Source organism: Diplocloster modestus, from assembly GCF_019042245.1.
In the GTDB taxonomy this organism is placed as follows: domain Bacteria; phylum Bacillota; class Clostridia; order Lachnospirales; family Lachnospiraceae; genus Diplocloster; species Diplocloster modestus.
Map to the genome: position 1 here is coordinate 146,253 of NZ_JAHQCX010000011.1, position 22,216 is coordinate 168,468.

At 48.8% G+C, this 22,216-nt stretch carries 22 protein-coding genes and 1 pseudogene; 16 read left to right on the plus strand and 7 right to left on the minus strand.

The features are described 5' to 3' along the window. The first annotated feature begins 143 nt into the window (after nucleotides 1-143). The 3 genes from KTH90_RS16045 to KTH90_RS16055 are packed head-to-tail and all read left to right on the plus strand — an operon-like array spanning nucleotide 144 to nucleotide 2,486. A complete protein-coding gene (locus tag KTH90_RS16045) occupies nucleotides 144-401 on the plus strand; it encodes a TfoX/Sxy family protein (protein ID WP_158352313.1) in 258 nt (85 codons plus the stop codon). A gap of 10 nt (nucleotides 402-411) precedes the next feature. Next, nucleotides 412-1,791, plus strand: coding sequence for an MATE family efflux transporter (locus KTH90_RS16050; RefSeq protein WP_158352074.1), 1,380 nt, complete (start codon nucleotides 412-414; stop codon nucleotides 1,789-1,791). A gap of 17 nt (nucleotides 1,792-1,808) precedes the next feature. Next, nucleotides 1,809-2,486, plus strand: a complete 678-nt coding sequence (locus KTH90_RS16055; protein WP_158352073.1) for a response regulator transcription factor — start codon at nucleotides 1,809-1,811, stop codon at nucleotides 2,484-2,486. Between the two features lie 51 nt (nucleotides 2,487-2,537). On the opposite strand, the gene KTH90_RS25485 is transcribed toward KTH90_RS16055, so the two are convergent. Further along, on the minus strand, nucleotides 2,538-2,699 hold the full coding sequence (locus tag KTH90_RS25485; RefSeq protein ID WP_408626293.1) for a DUF5780 domain-containing protein: 162 nt from the start codon (nucleotides 2,697-2,699) through the stop codon (nucleotides 2,538-2,540). 223 nt (nucleotides 2,700-2,922) lie between these two features. On the opposite strand from KTH90_RS25485, the gene KTH90_RS16060 reads away from it, so the two are divergent. From KTH90_RS16060 to KTH90_RS16070, 3 genes are all read left to right on the plus strand, one after another. After that, on the plus strand, nucleotides 2,923-4,401 hold the full coding sequence (locus KTH90_RS16060) for a DUF6056 family protein (protein ID WP_158352071.1): 1,479 nt from the start codon (nucleotides 2,923-2,925) through the stop codon (nucleotides 4,399-4,401). 98 nt (nucleotides 4,402-4,499) lie between these two features. Beyond that, nucleotides 4,500-4,721 (plus strand): hypothetical protein, encoded by a 222-nt coding sequence (locus KTH90_RS16065; protein ID WP_158352069.1) that lies wholly within the window; start codon nucleotides 4,500-4,502, stop codon nucleotides 4,719-4,721. Next, complete coding sequence (locus tag KTH90_RS16070; protein ID WP_158352067.1) at nucleotides 4,702-5,013, plus strand: heavy metal-binding domain-containing protein; 312 nt, start codon at nucleotides 4,702-4,704, stop codon at nucleotides 5,011-5,013. The genes KTH90_RS16065 and KTH90_RS16070 overlap by 20 nt, the downstream gene beginning before the upstream one ends. A gap of 172 nt (nucleotides 5,014-5,185) precedes the next feature. On the opposite strand, the gene KTH90_RS16075 is transcribed toward KTH90_RS16070, so the two are convergent. Both KTH90_RS16075 and KTH90_RS16080 read right to left on the minus strand, forming a co-directional pair. Next, complete coding sequence (locus tag KTH90_RS16075; protein ID WP_158352065.1) at nucleotides 5,186-5,983, minus strand: helix-turn-helix domain-containing protein; 798 nt, start codon at nucleotides 5,981-5,983, stop codon at nucleotides 5,186-5,188. A 160-nt stretch (nucleotides 5,984-6,143) separates the two neighbouring features. After that, nucleotides 6,144-6,491 (minus strand): GNAT family N-acetyltransferase, encoded by a 348-nt coding sequence (locus KTH90_RS16080; protein ID WP_158352063.1) that lies wholly within the window; start codon nucleotides 6,489-6,491, stop codon nucleotides 6,144-6,146. A 77-nt stretch (nucleotides 6,492-6,568) separates the two neighbouring features. Here KTH90_RS16080 and KTH90_RS16085 point away from each other — a divergent pair, with 77 nt between their 5' ends. Next, complete coding sequence (locus KTH90_RS16085) at nucleotides 6,569-6,904, plus strand: MmcQ/YjbR family DNA-binding protein (RefSeq protein WP_158352061.1); 336 nt, start codon at nucleotides 6,569-6,571, stop codon at nucleotides 6,902-6,904. A gap of 113 nt (nucleotides 6,905-7,017) precedes the next feature. On the opposite strand, the gene KTH90_RS16090 is transcribed toward KTH90_RS16085, so the two are convergent. After that, the gene (locus KTH90_RS16090; RefSeq protein ID WP_158352059.1) at nucleotides 7,018-7,602 is read right to left on the minus strand and encodes a manganese efflux pump MntP; all 585 of its coding nucleotides are present in this window, start codon (nucleotides 7,600-7,602) and stop codon (nucleotides 7,018-7,020) included. Nucleotides 7,603-7,878: 276 nt separating this feature from the next. Here KTH90_RS16090 and KTH90_RS16095 point away from each other — a divergent pair, with 276 nt between their 5' ends. Both KTH90_RS16095 and KTH90_RS16100 read left to right on the plus strand, forming a co-directional pair. Continuing rightward, entirely contained in the window at nucleotides 7,879-9,330 is a 1,452-nt protein-coding gene (locus tag KTH90_RS16095; protein WP_158352057.1) for an alpha-amylase, read from the plus strand. After that, nucleotides 9,263-10,408, plus strand: coding sequence for a DUF3089 domain-containing protein (locus tag KTH90_RS16100; RefSeq protein ID WP_158352055.1), 1,146 nt, complete (start codon nucleotides 9,263-9,265; stop codon nucleotides 10,406-10,408). The genes KTH90_RS16095 and KTH90_RS16100 overlap by 68 nt, the downstream gene beginning before the upstream one ends. Nucleotides 10,409-10,580: 172 nt before the next feature. Here KTH90_RS16100 and KTH90_RS16105 read toward each other — a convergent pair whose 3' ends face one another. Next, a complete protein-coding gene (locus KTH90_RS16105) occupies nucleotides 10,581-11,390 on the minus strand; it encodes a DUF368 domain-containing protein (RefSeq protein WP_158352053.1) in 810 nt (269 codons plus the stop codon). 1,047 nt (nucleotides 11,391-12,437) lie between these two features. Here KTH90_RS16105 and KTH90_RS16110 point away from each other — a divergent pair. Together KTH90_RS16110 and KTH90_RS16115 are read left to right on the plus strand one after the other, a co-directional pair. Further along, nucleotides 12,438-13,481, plus strand: a complete 1,044-nt coding sequence (locus KTH90_RS16110; RefSeq protein WP_158352051.1) for a sensor histidine kinase — start codon at nucleotides 12,438-12,440, stop codon at nucleotides 13,479-13,481. After that, complete coding sequence (locus KTH90_RS16115; RefSeq protein WP_158352049.1) at nucleotides 13,478-14,191, plus strand: response regulator; 714 nt, start codon at nucleotides 13,478-13,480, stop codon at nucleotides 14,189-14,191. The genes KTH90_RS16110 and KTH90_RS16115 overlap by 4 nt, the downstream gene beginning before the upstream one ends. Here the strand turns inward: KTH90_RS16115 and KTH90_RS16120 are convergent. Beyond that, nucleotides 14,139-16,790 (minus strand): cation-translocating P-type ATPase, encoded by a 2,652-nt coding sequence (locus KTH90_RS16120; RefSeq protein ID WP_238727053.1) that lies wholly within the window; start codon nucleotides 16,788-16,790, stop codon nucleotides 14,139-14,141. The genes KTH90_RS16115 and KTH90_RS16120 overlap by 53 nt on opposite strands. A 400-nt stretch (nucleotides 16,791-17,190) precedes the next feature. Here KTH90_RS16120 and pyk point away from each other — a divergent pair. The 5 genes and pseudogenes from pyk to KTH90_RS16145 form a co-directional block, all read left to right on the plus strand. Further along, nucleotides 17,191-18,597 (plus strand): annotated as a pseudogene (gene pyk / locus KTH90_RS16125) (pyruvate kinase); the annotation flags it as partial. A gap of 188 nt (nucleotides 18,598-18,785) precedes the next feature. Then, nucleotides 18,786-19,283, plus strand: coding sequence for a GNAT family N-acetyltransferase (locus KTH90_RS16130; protein WP_158352043.1), 498 nt, complete (start codon nucleotides 18,786-18,788; stop codon nucleotides 19,281-19,283). Between the two features lie 343 nt (nucleotides 19,284-19,626). Then, the gene (locus KTH90_RS16135) at nucleotides 19,627-19,974 is read left to right on the plus strand and encodes a PadR family transcriptional regulator (protein WP_158352041.1); all 348 of its coding nucleotides are present in this window, start codon (nucleotides 19,627-19,629) and stop codon (nucleotides 19,972-19,974) included. Beyond that, complete coding sequence (locus tag KTH90_RS16140; protein WP_238727048.1) at nucleotides 19,940-20,539, plus strand: DUF1700 domain-containing protein; 600 nt, start codon at nucleotides 19,940-19,942, stop codon at nucleotides 20,537-20,539. The genes KTH90_RS16135 and KTH90_RS16140 overlap by 35 nt, the downstream gene beginning before the upstream one ends. Then, nucleotides 20,523-21,578: a DUF4097 family beta strand repeat-containing protein gene (locus KTH90_RS16145; RefSeq protein WP_238727049.1), complete on the plus strand. Its 1,056-nt coding sequence runs from the start codon at nucleotides 20,523-20,525 to the stop codon at nucleotides 21,576-21,578. Before KTH90_RS16140 ends, KTH90_RS16145 begins: the two co-directional genes overlap by 17 nt. Before the next feature lie 20 nt (nucleotides 21,579-21,598). Here KTH90_RS16145 and KTH90_RS16150 read toward each other — a convergent pair whose 3' ends face one another. After that, complete coding sequence (locus KTH90_RS16150) at nucleotides 21,599-22,183, minus strand: ATP-binding cassette domain-containing protein (protein WP_238727050.1); 585 nt, start codon at nucleotides 22,181-22,183, stop codon at nucleotides 21,599-21,601. Between the last annotated feature and the right edge of the window lie 33 nt (nucleotides 22,184-22,216).

Consider the following 22,216-nt stretch of genomic DNA (forward strand, 5'->3'; position numbering starts at 1 on the left):
CCATTCGGATCTTAAGTTATTCTACCATATGCGAAAGTCACCGTAAAGACTGGAAACCCGGGAAAAGGGCATTGGACTTGTTATTTAAAGAAAGATCAGGTATGATAAAATACAGATATTTTGGTGATAAGGAGGTAATGGATGTGGGAGAGTTAGGAAAATTGCCGAATATAGGAAAAGTTGTGGAAGAACAGCTGGCTGAGGTGGGCATTACGACGCAGGAACAGTTGAGGGAAGCGGGCAGCAAGCAGGCATGGCTGAAAATATTGGGGATCGATGATTCCGCTTGTTATAACAGGCTGTGTGGCCTGGAAGGGGCCATCGAGGGGATCCGCTGGCATCAGCTAACGCAGGAAAAAAAGGACGAGCTGCGGGAATTTTATAAATCAGTTAAGAAGTAATGGTGGGAGTATGAAGAGGACAAATGATCTTGGCAACGACCCGATTATAAGGTTGGTGCTTCGGCTTGCTGTGCCTACGATGCTGGCGCAGCTGGTGAGTGTGTTGTACAGTATTGTGGACAGAATATACATAGGCGCGGGCGTAGGGGACCTGGGACTGGCCGGCGTGGGCGTATGCGGGCCCATCGTGACCTTCTTATCTTCTTTTGGTTCGCTGGTGGGGCTTGGAGGCTCCCCCAATATGGCCATGCGGATGGGAGCGGGGAAGAAAAAAGAGGCGGAACAGTTCATGTCCAGCGGTTTTTTGATGCTGGTCGTGATCTCGCTGGTGCTTACCGTGGCGCTATTGCTGACAAAGGATTATCTTCTCATGTGGTTTGGAGCCAGTGAAGCGACCTTTTCCTATGCCGATACTTACCTGACCATCTATGCGGCAGGGACCTTTTTCGCGCTGATGGCCGTTGGGATGAATAGTTTTCTGATCTGCCAGGGGTTTTCGGGGCTGGGTATGGTGACCGTTGTATTAGGTGCAGTGTTAAATATTGCGCTGGACCCACTGTTTATCTTTGTATTTCATATGGGAGTGGCCGGTGCGGCCATAGCGACGGTAATCTCTCAGTTTGCGTCCTGCGCTTTTGTCTTGATTGCGCTGATGCGCAGAACGATGCCGGTGCGCCTGAACCTGAAGGGATTTTCCATGCGGTTTGTGAAGCGGATTATCCGTTTCGGCCTGTCCCCGTTTTTGATTATCGCTTCCGACAGTATTCTGCTGATCCTGCTCAATACCATGATCCAAAAATATGCGGGGCCTGGAAAAGGGGATCTTTTAATTACCTGTGCCACAATTGTACAGAGTTATTTCCTGCTGATATCCATGCCTATGGGCGGGATAACGCTTGGAAGCCAGCCGGTGGTGAGTTTTAATTACGGTTCCGGCGATATGAGCCGGATCAGGCGGGCGATCCGTGCAGTGACCGGGCTGTGCCTGATTTTCTGCCTGGTTATGACGGTCGTGACTTATATGCTGTCGCCCCTGTTTGTTAAGCTTTTTACTTCCAATGGGGAAGTGGCGTCCATGACGGTGCATTATATTAAGATCTTTACATTTATGATTCTGCCGCTGGCAGTCCAGTACGCATTGGTGGATGAGACCACTGCGCTGGGATACGTACAGCTGGCATTATTTTGTTCCATGTTCCGAAAATGTTCCTTTTTACTTTTGGTGGTATTTCTTCCAAGGTTCTTCGGCGCGGAGGCAGTCTTTTTTTCGGAACCGATCGTGGATCTGGCGGCTGCTATGATGACGGGATGCCTGTTTGCCCATTTTGTTCCGCCGATGCTGCGCAAAAGGGAACAGGAAAAAGAGTTTGAAAATGTAAAGCAGGGTTAAAGTAAGGTGGGAATTATATGGCGTCTATTTTGTTGGTAGAAGGTGACCGGACTTTGAGCGATGGGATCGTGCTGGCGCTGGAACGGGACGGACATTTTTTTACGCAGTGTTATGAACGAAAAAGCGCGGTGGGGCAGATCTGGAAGCGTTCTTTCGACCTGGTGATTTTGGATATCAATCTGCCGGACGGCAGCGGGTATTCACTGCTTTCGAAACTGCGGGAATTCTCGGATGTTCCGGTTCTGATGCTGACAGCCAATGATCTGGAGCGTGAGGAAGTACTGGGATTGTCCATGGGAGCGGACGACTATGTGACGAAGCCCTTCAGCCTGCTGATCTTGAGAACCCGGGTCAATGTCCTGCTGCGCAGAAAGCCTGTGCCAAAACAGGATGTGTTTGAGACAGGAGAGTATCTGTTTGATTTTCATAGAATGTATTATCTGATTCACGGGAAGGAGATCATGCTGAACCGGACGGAGCAGAGGCTGTTACATCTTCTGGTCAAGAATAAAGGACAGATTCTGACCAGACAGCAGCTGCTGGAAAGTGTGTGGGAGGACGCGGCTGATTCAGTGGAGGAGAACGCGCTGTCCGTGGCCATGAACCGGTTACGGCATAAGGTCGAGGAGGACGCGTGCCGCCCCTCCTTTATACAGACGGTCTACGGGATCGGCTATGTCTGGAGGGAGGAGTAAGCAGATACGGAAACCGCATTGCTGCCCCCGCCTTTGATATCTGAAGTGGATTTAACGGGAGACCGGATGGACATAGGGATAATAATTCTGCAGAGTTGAGATATCTGCCGCCTTCCCCTTATAAGTCTCGATCCATTCGTTATAACCCGGGTTATCCCAGACGGTTCCGTCCTGGAATGTAACCTGTTTGACACAGAACAGGGCATAGGCCACCTGATTATAATACCTTAAATTATCTCAGTGATCACCAACGCAGGAGAGGAATCCACACTCCATCCCAATAAAAAATGCCCCCGGTGTAACCCGTTAAGATATCTTAACGCTCCTTAAATATAAGGTTTCGCCTTGCATATTTTCCGCAAAGGAGGTAATATGAGTAAGATATTATGAAACGGCGCAGAATAAAAGCGCAGTGAACGAACAACTGGAGGTAAAGATGAACGAAAAAGTAAAAAAATTTGCCAGAAGCGAATATCTTCCTTTGCTGATTCTGGGTGTGGCTTATTTTGCCATCCATTTGGTGGTACCCAAGATCGCAGATGATATTTCGACTTATGATGCCTATAAGAACGTGGATTTTTTTTCACCCTCTTTTCTGTGGTTTATGGTGAAGGACTGGTACTTTAACTGGTCATCCAGAATATTTTTGGATTTCTCCATGGATTTCTTCAATATGGCTCCTCAGTTTATCTGGGTGATCCTGGATGTCCCTTCGATCATTTTATTGATCTATTCCATTTCCCGTATATTTCCCGCGAAACACAGGACTGACTGCATGTGGGTGCTGGTGGGCTTTTTCTTTCTGTATGAATTCATCAATCTGGGGGGGACAGGCTTTATCACGGTAACGGTGACCTATCTGTGGCCTCCGGCACTGGGAATGTATTCGATTCTGCTGACCAAGCGGCTCCTGACCGGAGAGAAAGTGCGCATGTGGCAATATATCCTGGCTGCGCTGGGACTTGTGTATGCGACGAACCAGGAGCAGATGTGCGGGATCGGTCTGGTGCTCTTTACCTTCTGCTTTATCTATCAGTGGGTAAAAAAACAGCCCAAGCTCTATATCGGTATACAATGGTTGATTACCGCGGCGAATTTTATCAACTTCGCCACCTGTCCCGGAAACGCACAGCGGGCGATATCGGAAGAGGCGAATTATTATGTGGGCTACAGTACGATTTCCTTTTTCAATAAGATCCGTATGGGGATCTATGCCACCGGTATGAAGCTTTTGATCGGAAACTGGCTGTTTTTCATGTTTGCTATTCTGCTGGCGGTGCTGGTGATCCGCAAACAAAAGCAGCTGTGGAAGAGGATCGTCGGGCTGATCCCGCTGGGGATAGCTATCGTTTTCGGCCCACTGGCGCCCTATGCCTCCAGGGTATTCTGGGTGATCGACCGGATTCCCGACGGAGGTACCCTTTATGGCGATCCGTCAGCGATCGGTACGGTGATGGTCGGCAGGGAGATCTTGATGTTTGTGCTGATCCTGATAGCGGCAGTCACGGTTCTGTTAGCCCTGTACTGGATTTTCGGAAAATCCACGCTGACCTGGTGTCTGATGTTCGCTGTGATCATGGGTTATGCCACCCGCGCGGTTATGGGATTCTCACCGACGATCTGGGTATCCGGCGAGCGGACCTATTTCTGGATGCATGTGGCCTTGATGTTCTGCAGTTATGTGATGTTTGACGAGGTTTTAAGCACCGCGGAGGGGAAATATGAATCGCTGGCGCTTATGGCCGTCGGTACTCTTCCAGTTTCAGGGGTTCCTCAGACTGTTTATTACTGGGTAATGATCGCAGGACTGTATCTGAAAAAGTCCCTTTCCTTTGCCGCAACTTATATGATCGTGCTTTGGATACCGGCTGTGGTGCAATATTTCGAAAGCTTTCAATTTATCTCTCATCTATGATAGGATACTTGTCCCCTAAAATTGTAGTGGATAACAGCAGAGCGGCGTGGTATAATGTGAGTGTTGCAAAATACCAGAAATAGAAGGGGGATACACGGATGCATATAAAGAAACTGATTGCCCCTATCATCATTGCGGTGCTCTTTGTACTCTATTTGACCGGACTTTTGGTTTTGTGGACGAACTTTTATCTGCCTTTGCCTGCGAAAGTTATTGGAATGGTGATTTTGTTGGCACTGGCGGCAGTGATGGTCTTTGTGCTGGTAGAAAGAATTCAAGAGATAAGGAGTGGAGAAGAGGATGATCTTAGTAAATACTGATTACATTTCTGGAAAAAATTTGTCCATGCTGAGTTTAGTAAAGGGAAGTACCATTCAGTCCAAGAATATTGGACGGGATATTACCCAGAGCTTTAAGACGATCGTGGGCGGCGAACTGAAGGCCTATAACGATATGATGAATGAGGCCAGGGCGCTCGCTACCAAGAGAATGGTGGAGGAAGCGGAACAAATGGGTGCGGATGCCGTAGTCAATGTCCGTTATGCCTCTTCCGCGATCATGCAGGGAGCAGCCGAGGTAATCGCTTATGGGACGGCTGTAAAATTTGTATAGGATATTTCCGTATAAACGAAATTATCGTATGAATAGAATAGGATCAAAGAAATGATAGGAATAAGAAGGGCCGATGTAAAGGCTGCTGCGGTCAATGTGGCCGCCGGCTATATTTACATCGGTCCTTCTGCGAATTTTTCAAAATCGGGATCAGGTTTATAGGAAATGAGTTTTATTGCTGAAAGAACAGGGTCAAAATCTTCATAATGAAAGAGGGCGTCCCGGGATATTCACCGAGAATTATTTCCCGGAACTGGGCGGCGCTAAGCAATTGCATTTGCTGGTGTCCGGCTATTTTTATGATGCCGGACGCCTGATCGCCTACAGCGATATGCGCGTTGGCATAGCCGCCGATCGCTACACGGGAGGCTATAGCGCAGCCTCCGATGGAATAGATACCGACAGATAGACCGCCTGCGGCGAAGAGGCCTGCGGCAACTCCGCCTACCGCCAGAATGCCTACGGCGACGGCTCCGAAGACGACGGCTCCGATACCGAGAGCGGATAGCACGAGAATCCCGGCGCTGATGCAGCCCAGGGATAGGATGCCGGCGCTGACGATTCCCAGGGAAATCAATCCAACAGCGATATTTCCGATGGCGATAATCCCTTTGGCACGGTAAAATCCCCTTCCCAGATTGATATGAACCAGAGGAAGGCCGAACAGGGTCCGGGTACTCTTATATTCATAATGAGGCTGATAAATCCGATAAGGAATACCAATTGTTGTCTGCGGTTCTGATTCTTCGCGATCCGTAGAAGCGCTGACGCCCTCAGTATCCTTCAGCAGGTGATCCAGGGAAACCTGGAAGTATTCGCTTATAGCGACCAGATTGCTGACATCGGGGGTCGAGGACCCGGTTTCCCATTTCTGGACGGCCTGCCGGGACACACCCAGATGGCCGGCCAGGTTTTCCTGAGACAGGCCGCGTGCTTTGCGCAGCTGATATAGTTTTTCTGAAAATGTCATTTTTTCCTCCATGTGTGTGTATTGTAATAAATTTATCACGTCATGAGAATGGTAACAGAAAGAACCGTAAGCGGCTACCATCCCGGATAAATAATTTGACAACCAGTGGTTGCAATCCGCTTTACAGCTGCGTTTTTTACTTAAAGAATGACTAGGCCCATCAATGGTCTTTGCACAGAATGTCCTGGAACTCGGGATGTTTCCCGAACCAGTGAGCGGCGTAAGAGCAGGTGCAGACACATTTTAGATTCGATGAGCGGATCTGTTCAGCCGCTGCCTGCACTAACTGGCCGGCGATCCCCCTGCCTCCAAGACTTTCATCTACAAACGTATGATTGATATTGACAATGTGATCCGTCACTTCCGGGAATGTGATTTCAGCCAGAAGTTTTCCGGATTCCTCATTCAGGTAAATGCGGTTTGTTTCACGGATAAAATCCATTTGTAATACCTCCTTAGCATCGTGCCTGACACAGCGAAATTTGCTGAATGCTTTTGTGCAGGACATGCATTCAGTTTACAACAGTTTCAACGAACACACAATATAGTATAGTATGCAGAGATAAACTTTTGTAGGGAGAACTTATGAAAACGAGAGAAGAGGCAATTGCCTTCTGTAAAAGATTTCCGGAGGTCTATGAAGACTATCCCTTCCATGATCAGAATTGGACCGTGATGCGTTATGAGAAAAACCGGAAAAGCTTTGCATTTATCTATGAGCGGCAGGGAGCGGTCTGGATCAATGTAAAATGCCCGCCTGACTGGATCGAATTCTGGCGGAATGCGTTTACGGGAGTCGTACCTGCTTATCATATGAATAAGAAATACTGGAATTCTATAATCCTGGATGGCAGTATACCGGATTCAGAAGAGAAACGTATGATTTCAGAAAGCTATGACCTGGTAACCGGTGGGAGATAGCGGTTTTATTTCAGCTTTTTTCCCTCTTTTAACCGTTTCACGGCCTGAGTGGTCCTGCGGCTGCCTGCGCATCGTTTCTAAGAACGTTTCGAAAGGCTTCCGGTAAATCCTTTTTATAGCCTAAGGAGACCCAAATGTTCCAATAATATTTTCGTGCCCAGACAGATCAGAATCATTCCGCCCAGCAATTCCGCTTTTGCCTTATACCGGGAGCCGAAGGCATTTCCAATCCTGACACCCAGCATAGACAATAAAAATGTGATGATGCCGATGAAGGAGATAGCAGGAACGATGCGTACCTGCAGAAAAGCAAACGTGATGCCTACCGCCAGCGCATCGATACTGGTAGCCAGGGCCAGAATCAACATGGTTCTAAAGCTTAAGTCCGCATCTGCGGCGGCGCAGCCACACTCTTCACAGCCGCCTCCCTTGCGCGCTTCCAGTATCATATTGACACCGATGGCTCCCAGCAGGAAGAAAGCGATCCAGTGATCGATACTGGTGATCTGCTTTTGAAAGTTAACACCCAGAAGATAACCGGCGGCCGGCATAACAGCCTGAAAAAAACCAAAATATAAGCCAACCAGCGCGGCCTTTCGAAGCGTAATCTTTTTCATGGACAATCCCTTACAGACAGCCACTGCGAACGCATCCATGGAAAGCCCTATGGCCAGTATAAAGAGTTCGGAAAAATTCATATCAGTCCCCCCAGGCTCACGCCACTATTGGCAGTGAAATACACAAACAAAACAACTATATCACATAGTTTACCGGTATTGCAACAAGATATGCGGGACAGGGCTTGCGCTTTTTATAGGGGGATTACATAAAATACATTTAAAACACTTCGTATAAAACCTTTTGCTGAACCCCCTGAAATATGTTATAATTTTACAAATTGCGACAGAGGATCAGACCTAACATCTGAAAGAACAGGGGATGTATGTGTGAAAACCCACGCATGGAGGAAAAAAATGAGTCAAAACGGAACGATGTTACAGCTATTTGAGTGGTATCTGCCCGCCGATGCTTCGCATTACCGCAGGATCGCTGCAAAAGCCGATGCTCTTTGGAATGCGGGAATTACGGCCGTATGGCTGCCGCCGGCGTACAAAGGAGCGGCCGGTATATCGGATGTCGGGTACGCGGTATACGATCTCTATGATCTGGGAGAGTTTGATCAAAAGGGCGGCATCCCCACCAAATACGGAACCAGACAGGAATATCTGGAAGCCATTAAAAGTCTTAAGGCGCAGGGGATACAGGTATATGCGGATATCGTGCTGAATCACCATATCGGCGCGGACGCGCCTGAGGACGTCAGAGTTCGGGAAGTGAATGAAAAAAACAGAAATGAAGTCACCTCACAGGAGGAAACGATCCGGGCATGGACGATCTTCAATTATCCCGGCCGGGCCGGTAAATATTCGGATTTCACCTGGAATCATAACCATTTTGACGGCATAGACTGGGATGAACAGTCCCGCAGGAACAGAATTTTCCAATTTGCCGGTAAACATTGGGAGGGTGAGGTGGATGCGGAAAATGGCAACTATGACTACCTGATGGGAGCGGATGTGGATTTTGAAAATCCGGAGGTTCTGCAGGAATTGGACAATTGGGGAAAGTGGTACCTGGATACCACGGGAGTGGACGGCCTGCGGCTGGATGCGGTGAAGCACATCAATGCGGACTTCTATCAGCATTGGCTTCCCATGCTCCGGGAACATACCGGAAAGGAACTGTTTGCGGCAGGAGAGTACTGGAGTCCGGAGGTGGCGCGTCTGGAGCAGTATCTGGGCAGGGTAGACGGGAATATGTCCCTTTTTGATGTCCCGTTACACTTTCATCTGTACCAGGCAAGTATAATGGGAGAGCAGTATGATCTGAGAGGCCTGTTTCCCGGAACGCTGGCAGGGGAAAATCCCTGTCGGGCAGTTACCTTTGTGGATAATCATGACACGCAGCCCGGGCAGGCACTGCAGTCCTTTGTCCAGGCCTGGTTCAAGCCCATTGCATACGCGCTGATTCTTTTAAGGGAGGCGGGGTATCCATGTGTGTTCTATGGTGATTATTATGGGATACCTCATGATGGCATAGCTGCGGCGGAAGGTCTGTCACGGCTGTTGGAAGCCCGGGCAAAGCTGGCATATGGTCCACAGCATGATTATATCGATGATCCCCGTGTGATAGGCTGGACCAGAGAAGGGGACCAGGAGCATGAGGGATCCGGAATCGCGGTACTGCTGTCCAATGGAGCGGGAGGCAGTAAGCGCATGTATGTGGGTAACGGATTCAAAGGAAAGATTTTCCGGGATTATATGGGAAAATGTGAGGATAAAGTAATGATTCAGGAGGATGGAACCGGGGTTTTCCATACAGCGGATCGGTCGGTTTCGGTATGGTATGAGTGTGCAGCAGAATAGATGGAGCAATAACATTTACAGAGCTATCGGAGTATTGTTGGCAGTCTTATATCTGGGAGGAAGCGCCGGGTGCGGGCAGAGCGACCGCGGCAGCCAGTTCCAAAAAAAGGAGACCGCCACGAAGAGTCTGGCGTCCAATGGGGATCTGATGGTGCGGACCGACTATTCAGATAAGAATAACTGGCTCTCCCTGCCACAGTACCAGGATAAACAGGTGGATATCTTCTATGTGTATCCTACTGCCTGGGGAATGCCGGAGGGAAGCACATCGGTAGTGAGCACCATTGACAATGAAAAAATGCGCCATACCGCGGCGGGAAATTTTGAGACACAGGCCACCGCATTTCAGCCTGTGGGTAATATATTTGCCCCCTTTTACCGGCAGCTGGACGCGGGTTTCATCCTCAGTAAGTCGCCGTTGATCGAGAGGGCCTATATTGGCGTAACGCCATATGCGGATATTGCGGATTCCTTTGATTATTATATCAAACATTATAATCATGGCAGGCCATTTATACTGGCGGGCCATTCTCAGGGAAGCATGGTATTAAAAGAATTGCTCATGGTATATATGAAGGATCATCCGGAGGTACAGGAGCGGATGGTCGCGGCATACCTGCTGGGCTTTTCCGTTACGGAGGAGGATATGCAGAGAAATCCCCATCTGAAATATGCAGAAGGACCTGACGATACAGGTGTGATTATTTCCTTTAACACAGAAGCGCCGGGCCTGACGGTGGAAAATAAAACAGTACTGGAAGGTGCTCTGACGATTAATCCCATTACCTGGACCAGATCAGAAACCACAGCGTCTGCGTATTTAAGCAAAGGCTCCAGAATTCGGGACGGCGAGGACTATATGGATATCTTCCATTTCGCGGACGCTGCCGTGAATCAGGAGCGGGGAACGGTAATGTGTTCCACGGTCAATCCCCAGGATTTCAGAAGCGGAAGCTCGGATCTGTTTCCGCTGGGTGTTTACCACGCATATGATTACCAGTTTTACTATTATGACATAAGGGAAAATGCCCGGAACCGGGTGGAGCATTATTTCCAGAATGCGGAGACGGAACAATAGCCTGGCTCTGTGCGAAAATGAAAATATAATCAAACTGTGGCACCGAGATCGGTAGAACCGGATCGGCTGCCACTTTTTTCATAGGAATCTATGAGTTAAAAACGCTCCGCAGGGATCGCACTGCGGCGGAAAGAAAGATGCCGTTTACACGGTCCGCCGCAGGCGGAAAGGATCAGCTTTCCAAAGCAGATAATTTTCGGATTATGAAGAATCCTATGAAAAAGAGCAGCGGACAGAACATCCATTCCAGACCCGAAGGCAATCCCGGAAAGACCAGAATAACAGCGCCGATGACAAACCCGAGAATCACCAGATAAGAGACCTTCGTATAATGATCCAGCACATATTCCAAAAGCCTGGTAGTCAAAATGATACCGACAACTCCGCCGATCCCCAGTGGAAGCAGATAGGGCAGGTGCAGTGTCGTGATCGCATACATCGTGTCCTCATACATGCCCAGCATAAGCAGCATATAAGAGACGCTGATACCCGGCAGAACCAGGGCGACAGCGGTGATGATCCCGGCCAGTCCCAGCATGAAAAAATGAGTAAATCCACTGCCAACCCGGCTGCCAAACATACCGGCCGGTAAAAGATTCATCAGATAGACCAGCAGGATACCGATAAGCGGATAAAAAATGACGCCGGGCGAAAACTTTTTCACATCGGCTTTACGAAATATCATCGGAATACTGCCGGCTACAGCCCCCATAAAAAAATACATGGACGGCAGGTGGAATGTGTCTACCAGGAAGAGAAGAGGTTTCGCAAAAAGTAACATACCCAGTAGAGCGCCGGCAGTAAAAGTAAAAAGAAATATCAGATTTTGGCGGATATCTTTCAAAAACGAACTTACACTTCTGATCAGGGCGTCATAGATTCCAAGAATCATGGCCATAGAACCGCCGCTTACTCCGGGAACCAGCAGGGAACCTCCAACAATGATGCCTTTCCCAAATACAACTAAATGAGGTTTTTTCATAAAATACTCCTTCATTTAGGATATCGCCTGGCCATAGGTGAACACATTGAAAGCTTTACTATTTTACCATGCTACCACGCTAAAATACAAGGGAATATCCTAATTCTTTATAAAAATTTTATATTTACAGGTACTATTTGCAGATAAGGGAGGGCCGGGAGGAACGGGAAGGGACGTGGACGTTCAGAACCGGGCGGATCATCTCGTGGGGGCAAATCGCTTCGGCCGGACCTAAGATCGGCTGACTCCGAAGGCGGGAGAACCTCTTATTCGCAGGGCCCGGAACAAACTCGCCAAAAGACGGCTCGGACAGCGTTCCGGGCCCTGCGAGGTTCTCCCGTCTTCTGCGTAAGCCGCTCTAAGGCCCGGCCTCAAGCGATTTGCCCCCACGAGATGATCCGCCCGGTTCTGAACGTCCACGCCCCTTCCCGTTCCTCCCTGCTTTATAAAAGGCCTTTTTCCATGTTCTGATAGGTTGCAAAGAATCAATTTGTTATATTGGGTCCTTCTGTATTTTAATTGCAGTACTACTTCGTACAATAGTTCTATAATGGGTTAATATAAGTACTATAATATAATAACATTAGTACGATAGTAGTAAGATATTAATGAACCAATAAAACGCCGATAGAACCAGCCTCAAACAGTATAAAAGTATTTCTAAAGAGAACTTTCATAGAGTCTATTCTCCTGTTCGTATAATTTCCAATAATCTAATAACGTATCAATTTTAAAACTTAATATTATCTTTATTAACATTATGTTATAACGCTTTCATTCAGACCGTACTTATCATGCATCCAGTTAAATAAATTTAAGAACAAATCTCCTAATAATATCCCAAACTCAGCATTAAAGCACTACAGCCTGGACCAGTGCCAATGCCTGCGGGAAACGGGGCCGGCTCCTCCCGTTCCGTCCCCGTTTCCCGCAGGCCCACCCATGAAAGCGGTTTCTTAACAACATTTTAGCGAAGAAACCTTGGTATCCATCTCACATCTATAGTATAATGCTATGAAGATTAAAGTATGAAAGGGGGGCTTCCCGGTGGAGATCTGGAAAGACGGACTGAAAACATTATTGCTCCTGGCAGCAGCCACAGTGCTGAATTATGCGGTAATGCAGCTGACGGACAGTCCATATAATGTAGCAATTATTTATCTGCTTGGGATTATGCTGACAGCCAGGTTCACCAAGGGATATTTTTGGGGGATCGCAGCGGCTATCATCAGTATTGGGTGTATTAATTTCTTTTTTACCTATCCGTTTATGGCCTTGAATTTTTTCCTTCAGGGGTATCCCATTGCATTTATAGTAATGTTGTCTGTGGCGTTGCTTACCAGTACCATGATGACCAATATCCGCAAACACCAGGATCTGGTGATCGAGACGGAGAAGGAAAAGACCAGGGCGAATCTGCTGCGTGCGGTTTCCCATGACCTGCGCACACCTCTGACCAGTATCATTGGTTTCAGTGCCACTCTCCTCGAAAACCGGATGATGCTGGATGAGGAGGAGCAGAATGAAATGCTGGGGCAGATCCATGAGGATGCCAACTGGCTGCTGCATATGGTGGAAAATCTGCTGTCTGTAACCCGGATCCATGATGACCAGGTAAAGGTGACGAAGGTATCAGAACCGGCGGAAGAGGTGGTGTCGGAGGCTGTGGCACGATTGAAAAAGCGGTATCCGCAGGCACAGATCGACGTAACCGTCCCGGTGGAGTTCCTGATGGTACCGATGGATGCCACCCTGATCGAGCAGGTCATTATTAATCTGCTGGAAAATGCGGTGAAATATTCCGGTTCTAAGAAGCCGGTCGGACTGGCGGTGGAGAAGAACGGGAATACGGCTGTATTTCATGTGCGGGATTATGGTGTCGGTTTGAGCACCACCCAAATGGAAACACTGTTTGACGGGCTTTCGAATCCCCGGGGAGATTCCGTGGATAAGACAAAGGGGATGGGGATCGGACTGTCGATCTGTCAAACGATCATACATGCCCATGGAGGCGAAATAAATGCTGTCAATCATTCGGAAGGGGTGGAATTTATCTTTACCCTTCCGCTGGAAGGAGGAACTACTATATGAACAGGAAAATATCGGCCCTGATCGTAGAGGATGAACAGAATATCTGTAATTTTATCACCACTACGCTGTTGGCAAATGAGTATAAGGTGCTGAAGTGTGCCTCAGGGGAGGAGGCCCTGTCCATGATTCCTTCCTATTGTCCGGAGATCGTTCTGCTGGATCTGGGGCTGCCGGATATGGATGGAATGGAAATTATCCGGCAGGTGCGGGAGTGGTCGGCGGTGCCGATTATCGTTATCTCAGCCAGGACCCAGGAAAAAGAAAAGGTGCGGGCGCTGGATCTGGGAGCGGATGACTATATCACCAAACCTTTTGGGACATCGGAACTGCTGGCCAGGATTCGTACGGCCATGCGCCACAGCAGCAGGACGGGAAGCGGTTTGAGCGGCCAGAACCAGAAGTTTAAGGCGAAAGATTTTTGTATCGATTTTGATAAGCGGATGGTCAGCGTGGGAGGACAGGAGGTGCACCTGACCCAGATCGAATTTAAACTGGTATCCCTGCTGGCGCAGAACGCCGGACGCGTTCTGACCTATGACTCCATCATATCGAAAATCTGGGGGCCTTACGCGGGGAGCAATAATCAGATCCTCCGGGTAAATATGGCGAATATACGCCGCAAGATCGAAAAAAACCCGGGAGACCCCCAGTATATCTTTACCGAGGTCGGTGTTGGATATCGTATGATAGAAGAGGACGGGGAGTCCTGATGGCCTGCCGGATCACTTTTATGAGTTGTATCAGCAGGGTCGGAAGGAATGCCAGCACATAGATCAGGCACAGTTCGGTGATATCAGGCTTACTTACGGAGAATAACCGCTGCAGGCCCGGTATCATCAGAACGGCGTTCAGAAGCAGAAAGCCTGCGCCGAACGCGGCGATGCTGTATTTGTTGGAGCCAAGGCCGATATCAAAGATGGATCTTTGATTCCGGCAGTTAAAACCGTGGAACAGCCTGGCCAGGGTCAGCGTGGCAAAGGCCATCGTGCTTGCCATGGCGGCGCCGCCGCGGTTCATGCCGATAAAATAGGCGATTATCGTGAAGATACTGAGCAGCATTCCCTGCCAGAGTACGGCAGTTAAAAAATCTCCGGTTAAAATGCCCTGCTTTGGATTGCGGGGCTTTTGTTTTAACAGCCCACGCTCTGCGGGTTCCATACCTATGGCCAGGGCTGGCAGACTGTCGGTCAGCAGGTTGATGAACAACAGATGGACCGGGGCGAACGGTACCGGAAGTGCCATAAGGAAAGTGAACAGTACACATAAAATGCCGGCTGTGTTCCCGGATAACAGGAACTGGATGGCATTTTTTATATTCTGATACACGTTGCGGCCGTTGGCCACCGCCTTGATGATAGTGGCGAAGCAGTCGTCGGTCAGGATCATAGAGGCGGCGTCTTTGGAGACCTCCGTGCCGGTGATTCCCATAGCGACTCCGATGTCCGCTTTTTTTAAGGCCGGCGCGTCATTGACACCGTCTCCGGTCATGGCGGTGATATGTCCCCGGCGCTGCCAGGAATCCACAATACGGATTTTGTGCTCGGGGGAAACCCGGGCGTATACGCTGATGCGTGGCAGCTTTTCATCCAGCTCTTTTTCCGTCAAACGATCCAGCTCGGTGCCGGTCAGTGCCAGATCCCCGGCCGTGTAGATGCCCAGCTGCTGTGCGATCGCGGTGGCCGTAACTTTGTGATCCCCGGTGATCATGATAGTGCGGATACCGGCCTCCCTGGCCTGCGCCACCGCGTCTATGGATTCCGGTCTGGGTGGATCGATCATGGAGACCAGCCCCAGAAAGATGAAATCCGCCTCCTGGTCCAGGGTGAGCCCGCCGGTGTCAGGAAGGAAACGTAAGGCCAGGGCCAGTACCCGGAGCCCCTGCTCGGAAAAGTTCTGATTCTGATATAGAATTTCCGCTTTGTCTACGGCCGTTAACGGCCGCGGGCCATCCTCCGTCAGGATGCTGACGGCTTTTTCCAACAGGATATCGGGGGCGCCTTTGGTCAGCAGCACAGGCTGGCCGTCAATGATGTGGGCGGTACTCATGAGTTTGCGGTCGGAGTCAAAGGGCAGTTCGCCAAACCTGGGATAGGACTTCTGCAATTCTGCCGGGTCAGTCCGCAGTTTCATACCCATATGCAGAAGCGCGATTTCCGTAGGATCACCGATCTGCTTTCCGTCGACAATGGCACTGTCATTGGTCAGCAGCGCCGTATATAAGAAATATTTGTGAACCAGGGTAGTGGGATTTAGTTTATGATAATCCAAAACCTGCCCGCCCAGGTAACAGGACTGCACAGTCATTTTATTCTGCGTCAGGGTACCGGTTTTGTCGGAACAGACAATGGAGACACAGCCCAGGCTTTCCACGGCTTTGAGATCTTTGATGATCGCATGTTCCCGGACCATTTTCTGGGTACCCATAGCCTGTACTATGGTGACAATGGAACTTAAGGCTTCCGGAATGGCAGCTACGGCCAGTGCGACGGCAAACATCAGGGAGTCCAGTATGGGCATATCCCGGTACAGACTCAAGAGAAAGATGATTCCGCACAGAGCCAGAATGGCGAAGGCAAGGCGGCTGCCGAACTGATCCAGGCTTACCTGGAGAGGAGTTTTCTTTTCTTTGGTCTGATTCATTAGAGACGCGATTTTGCCCAGCTCCGTATCCATACCGGTAGCGGTAACCACAGCCGATCCTCTGCCGTAAGTGACCAGCGAACCGGAGAATACCATATTTTTCTGATCGCCCAGAGCGACATCCTGTTGGGAAAGCACCACATCCAGCTTTTCCACCGGTACGGATTCACCGGTCAGGGAACTTTCATTGACCTGCAGGGAATGACTGTCTATGATTCTGGCATCCGCGCTGATCAGGTCACCGGCTTCCAGCATCAGGATATCACCAGGCACGATCTGGCTGGCTGGAATCTCGATTTTAGTGCCGTTCCTCAGAACTTTGGCCGCGGGTGCGGATAAGGCTTTCAGACTGTCCAGAGACTTTTCTGCTTTCATATGCTGTACCGTACCGAGAATGGCGTTCAGAATGATGACGGCAAAGATCACCAGGGTACTCTCCAGATTTCCGGAGATCATGGAGATCACCGCGGCACAGATGAGGATGAGGACCAGAAGATCCTGAAACTGCTTCAGGAAAATGATAAAGGGACTGGCTTTTTTGGATTCCGTCAGGGTATTGTGTCCATATTCCTCCAGCCTTTTAAGCGCCTGCTGGCTGCTCAGTCCTTCGGGAACTGTGTGAAGGGATTCTAATACCTCATGCTGTGACTGATTGAAATATTTCATAATAAAACTCCTCCTTTCGAAATGTGAACCGTGGAACACATTTCTATAGAATAAAAAAAGACCTCCAACGTACCCAATCTTTGATCGGATACGTTAAAAGTCTTGTTACCGGATACGGTATGACCTGCCAGGCCTTACAGGGCCGGGATTGTTGACAGGGCATTTGTAACTACTCCCTTTTAACTTAGCTGCATTATATCGGACATTGTCCGCCGGGTCAACCACTTTTTATTTTTCTTTACATTTTTTTAACGACGGGATGAGGGATTTCATGTTACAATTGGTTTGGGTAAATCCGGGTATGATTAAAATCGGAATTTCCACCCAAACTTATAATTAAGAAGGTTCCATGAATTTTTTTCGTAGAATTTATGGTACAGTAAATGCGTAATTGGAGGTAAACATGAGAAAAACCAAAATAGTATGTACCCTGGGTCCGGCCACGGATGATGATCAGATTTTAAGGCAGCTGATGCTGGAAGGCATGGATGTTGCCAGATTTAATTTTTCGCACGGCGATCACGGGCAGCACGAGCGGAACCTGACGCGGATCCGCAGGCTCCGGGAGGAGCTGAATCTTCCCATAGCCGCCCTGCTGGACACCAAGGGTCCGGAAATACGGATCGGAACTTTTCCCAATGGTCCGGTAGTCTTGGAAAGAGGTCAGCAGTTTACGCTGACGGTCAGCGAAGTCGATGGGGATGCGCACAGAGTTTCTATCACCTATAAAGAACTGGTGAAGGATATCGAAGTGGGGACGAGAATTCTGATCGATGACGGGCTCATCGAGATGAAGGTATTAAGCTTCGATGATACGGATATCCAGTGCGAAGTGATCAACGGCGGAACGATATCTGACCGTAAGGGCGTTAACGTGCCCGGAGCAAATTTGAGTATGCCGTATATCAGCGATAAAGATTATGAGGATATCGTTTTTGGAATTGAAAAAGGTTTTGATTTTATTGCCGCCTCTTTTGTCCGGACGGCGGATGATGTGCTGCAGATCCGCAAGATTCTGGAGGATCATCATTGTGACAGCATTAATATCATATCTAAAATTGAAAATTTGCAGGGTGTTAAAAATATAGATGAGATCATCGAAGTATCCGACGGCATTATGGTAGCCAGGGGAGATATGGGAGTGGAGATCCCGCTGGAAGATGTCCCCATTGTCCAGAAGATGATCATACGGAAAGTATACAATGCGGGAAAACAGGTTATCACCGCTACCCAGATGCTGGACTCTATGATCAAGAACCCCCGTCCTACCCGGGCGGAGGCAACGGACGTGGCCAATGCAATCTATGACGGTACCAGCGCGATCATGCTGTCTGGAGAGACGGCAGCGGGCCTGTATCCGGTCGAAGCCGTAAAAACCATGGTAAAAATCGCGATTAAGGCGGAAGAGAGTATCGACTACCGGGCCCTGTTCAAAAGCAGGGAGTCGGTGAATAATCCAGATATTACCAATGCCATCTCACATGCCACCTGTATGACAGCGGTGGATCTGAATGCCTCGGTAATCATCACCGTGACCAAATCCGGAAAGACGGCGCGGATGATATCAAAGTACCGTCCGCCCTGCCCGATTATCGGAGGAAGCACCTATGGTTATGTCTGCAGGCAGTTAAACCTGTCCTGGGGTGTGATTCCCATCATGATGCGGGAGGAGCGCAACACGGACGAACTGTTCCACCATGCGGTGGAAGCCACCAGAAGGGCGGGATACCTGAAGGAAGGGGACCTGACCGTCATTACGGCGGGGGTACCGCTTGGAATGTCGGGTACCACGAATTTGATTAAGGTACAGAATGTTTGAGAGAACGGGAGAGTATAGGCAGGGCTTTGAGGGGACAGCTCTGCGTTACGGCTTATAAATGAATATTTATGAAAGAAAGGGGTGGACAAAACGTCCGCCTCTATTTATTATGGATAAGGATAAGAGATACTGTACTCTAAAATTAAGGATGCAGTAAAAATACACCTGTGGAGGATAAAATGGAATATTATGAGACACAGATAGAAGGATTTCGGATTCGCAAAGCCGGACGTGAGGATATCCCGGTCGTTCTGGAACTGATCAAAGAGCTGGCGGAATATGAAAAGATGTCGGACGATGTGGTGGCGACTCCAAAACTTCTGGAGGAATGGATCTTTGACAAAGAAAAAGCACATGTACTGTTAGGAGAGGCAGAGGGAGAAATCGTCGGTATGGCGCTCTATTTTTATAATTTTTCTACTTTCCTGGGCAGAGCGGGAATCTATCTGGAGGATCTGTATGTGAAACCTTCGATGCGTGGCAGCGGAATGGGTAAAGCGCTGCTGACCCGGCTGGCCCGTATCGCGGTGGAAGAGGGATGCGGCCGTATGGAGTGGTCATGTCTGAACTGGAATACGCCCAGTATCGGGTTTTATAAATCGCTGGGGGCGGTGCCTATGGATGAATGGACCGTGTATCGGTTGGCGAAAGATGTGCTCGACGAACTGGGACGTTGAGGGGACTGGTACTGGCGGATTGGAGGGAATGGAATATTTTGCAGAGATTTGGGAGTGGGAAGGTATTCGGTGAAGCCGCAGCTTATGAATCACGGATGTGTGATTTGTAGGCAGCGGCTTTCTTTCACTAGAACTTTTTAAACGGACACTTGTTTTTCTCATATTGGGTTTAACCAGGCGCAAGGGAAACGGGGATTTGAGGAGTTGAGCGTGAATGGGAGTGGTGAAAGAAAAAATATGTAAAATTTAGATATATGTATTGACTGTATATATTATATGATATATAATATAGAAAAATTAAACATATATATAAAATTTTATATATTAGAAAGGAGGAGCTGATATGGTGTATCAGTTGGGATCGGCGTTGCTGGACGCTTTTGTGCTGGCGATCGTGTCGAAAGGGGATGCTTATGGTTATCAGATCTCACAGGAGATCAAGACTGTGGTGAATCTGAAGGAATCGACGCTTTATCCGGTGCTGAAGAGGATGCAGGAGGCGGGATATCTGGAAGTATATGATCAGCCATTCCAGGGAAGGAACAGGAGATATTACCGTATTACGGATAGCGGACAGGACAAGAAACGGTATTATGTGAAGGAATGGATCGACTTCCGTATGGATGTGGAAAGAATATTGCGAGGAGGGGAAAGCGATGAACAAACAGGAATATCTGCGGATTTTGAATAAGGAACTCAGAAGATTGCCCCGCACGGACCGAGAGCAGGCACTTCGGTATTATGAGGAGTATTTTGAGGATGCCGGCCCTGAGAATGAGCAGGCGGTGATGGAAGAATTGGGAAACCCGATAGACATTGCCAGCCAGATTATACGGGATCTGGCGATTAAGAAGATGGAAGAGCCGGAGAAGTCGGTTAAGCATGGTTTTTCCGCTATCTGGATTGTAATACTGGCTGTGTTTGCAGCACCGATCGGTCTGCCCCTCGCGTTTGCTTTCGCGTTGGTTATTCTGTGTGTAGTTTTGGTGGTGTTTATATTTGTGGCCTGCTTTGTTTTTACGGGAATATGCCTGGGAGCCGGAGGTCTGCTGTCATTTGCGGCGGGCGGTTACCTGTTGTTCCATACGTTCGCCGACGGCCTGGCGGTGATTGGAAGCGGACTTTTGGCGGCAGGCGTTGGAATCTTTATCCTTTATGGAAGTTATTATCTTGGAAGATTACTGTTTGCCGGAATTGCGCGTCTGTTCCGCAGAATGCTTACAAGGGGGAAGAAAAAACATGAAAAAGTTCAGTAAAATTATAGTAACCGTTGCCACATGCCTGGTGGCGGCAGGGGCCGTATTTTTAGGAGTTGGATACGCGCTGGGCGGCAGCCCCTCGTTTGCGATTGGCCCCAAAGGAATTATTAACGGAACAACATCGGTTAATCATACTTTAGAAAAAACAAGAATTGACGCTTTTGAAAATGTGAAGATGACCGTTAATTACGGTGATATCACGATCGTGCCTTCGGACGGATATTATCTGGAGTATTCATTGACGGGCGACGAGAAAGGACCGGCTTACAGAGTGGATAATAAGACGCTCACCTTTCAGGAGATCCAGGAAAAAGCAGGTCCTGTATACAGCTTTTTCTATTCCGGCCCCATAGGGAATGTATATGATCCGAAGGGGAATGATTATCTGAAATTATATGTGCCAAAGGATGTCTATCTGAAAAATGTGGAGATCATCGGCAGCGACGGAGAATTTGTCTGGGACGGTTCGGTGAAAACGGACTGGCTGAGCGTGGATATCTCATACGGCGATATGAAAGTAAGCGATGTACAGGGAAAACAGGTGGAATTAAATTCCAGTGACGGGAAGATAGAAGTGAACAATTGTACCGCGGAAACACTGAACATTTATAACGCCTATGGAAATACCAGCATCAGTCAGGCGGATGTTCAGAATCTGACCGCTGAGATAAGTGACGGCAAGCTGACTATGGAGCAGATAAAAGCGGACAATACGGATATCCGCAATTCCTATGGCGCGATCAAAGGTAATAATCTCAGCGGGAACATATGGACGGTATATCAGTCCGACGGCGACTGCAGATTTGACGAGGCAGATATACAGGATCTGAAAGTTGAGAGTTCTTACGGAGATGTGGAACTGAATATGTTAGGGACGGAAGACGATTACGATTATGATCTGCACTCGGAGTACGGTTCCGTTAACCTAAACGGATACCACAGAGATGAGGATTTAAGACTACGGAATAAAGCGGACCGCGTGATCAGAGTGGACTCCTCCGACGGAAGAATCGTCATCAATACGCAGGAAGACTGAATACAGTCCAATTACTGAAGTCAAATGTCCTGGTCAAGACGGAAGATGGAGGCGTCCATTCGAAGAGCATCCTCCTCATCGTGGCTGACCATCAGAACCGTCTTGCCGGACAGTTGATGATATAACCAGGAACCAACAGCAGACCGGGTGGCTTCGTCCAAACCTTCAAAGGGCTCGTCCAGAAAGCAGATCTCAGGATCAGAAAGGACGGCGCGGACGATCGCTACCCGGCGTTTCATCCCCCCGCTGTAATCACGCACCGGTTTGTACAGGCTGTCGGTAATCCCTACTTCGGTGAGCGCGTGGATAATCCGTTCTTTTGGAAAGGCATGGCTGCAAACCATTCGGACATTGGACACGGCATTCAGATTTTCACAGAGACGGTATTCCTGGAAAACAGCGCCCAACCGCAGACCCGACAGGCCGAGAATCTCACCCTCATCCGGTTTCTCAAGCCCCATTAAAAGGCGAAGCAGAGTCGTCTTCCCGCAGCCGGAAGGCCCCATGATGCAGGTAGTCTCCCCCTTCCGGAATGTATGGTTAAAATGGCGTAGCACCGTCAAATCTCCATATACTTTTGTGATATTTTTCATCGTGATCTCCATGGTTTCCTCCGTTTGTGCGTTTTTTTGCACATC